This is a genomic window from Rugosimonospora africana (assembly GCF_016862975.1).
Taxonomy (GTDB): Bacteria; Actinomycetota; Actinomycetes; order Mycobacteriales; family Micromonosporaceae; genus Rugosimonospora; species Rugosimonospora africana.
Genome location: NZ_BONZ01000191.1, coordinates 1 through 858, shown reverse-complemented (window position 1 = coordinate 858; position 858 = coordinate 1). Strand labels below are relative to the sequence as shown.

The 858-nt window shown below is 68.5% G+C and carries 1 protein-coding gene; it reads right to left on the bottom strand.

Annotation, left to right across the window (positions count from 1 at the left end; translation table 11 throughout):
- Positions 1-225: 225 nt before the first annotated feature.
- Positions 226-663: a hypothetical protein gene (locus tag Raf01_RS49165; protein WP_239134606.1), complete on the bottom strand. Its 438-nt coding sequence runs from the start codon at positions 661-663 to the stop codon at positions 226-228.
- Between the last annotated feature and the right edge of the window lie 195 nt (positions 664-858).

Here is an 858-nt window from a genome sequence, read left to right as displayed (position 1 = left end):
CCTGGGTCGGGCGGGTGGCGGCCAGGTCGAGGTCTTCCCAGGCAGAGTCAAGGACTTCCGTCGATACGGGCGCCGTTAGCGGGCGTCTTGTCGCTGCAGGTCGGTTGCGGGCTCTCGTACTTCTCTGCGATGGCACCCGTACCGTCCCCGATGCCTGAGTGCGGTCCGCCCCGGCCGTCGTCATCGACTTCGGTGGGGCGGACGGCGCTCGACGGGGCGCGGGGCTCACGCGGTGGCGAACACGGAACGCAGCTGCCGGCCGTTGACCACGGCGACCACGCCGAGCAGCAGCAGTCCGCAGACCGCCTGCTCCAGCTTCATCCACATGGGAAACGTGCCGGGCAGTGCGATGATGACGGTGATCGCGGCGACCATGACCGCGGCGATGATGCGCAGCCGGCGGTACGCGCCGCGGGAGCCGCGTGCAGCTCGGGCGCCGAAGGCGAACGTGAACGCCGAGCTGACCATCACGATAGTGCCGCGGATCCAGACCGCGGAGTTGACCAGGGCGGCGTGGTTGCGCAGCAGGGCGATGGCCACGATGGTGAGCACGCTCAGCGCGAGGTACCCGCCGGTGAGCATCCGGACGGTCCGGAACGCCTGACGGCTGTCGGCGTGGGTGAGGTGGGCCGTGGCAACGGGGGCGAGCTGCGTGTTTGTCATGTCCATTATCGTCGTCGCGGGCTTCGGTGCCGGGCAGTGCGATCACACCTCCTTCGGCCATGACATTCGTCAGCAACGGCCTCGACCCCGACTGCTGCGGGCATCGCGGAGTTCGGGCGCCGGGCCGGATGGCAGGTCCATGTGATCATGTCGTTCGGCAGACTCGGCGTGTTCAAGGTTGTCTTGAACACCTGG

Bases quoted from the DNA above. Each gene is read 5' to 3' on its own strand.
- Raf01_RS49165 (WP_239134606.1), bottom strand. From the start codon at position 663: ATGACAAACACGCAGCTCGCCCCCGTTGCCACGGCCCACCTCACCCAC.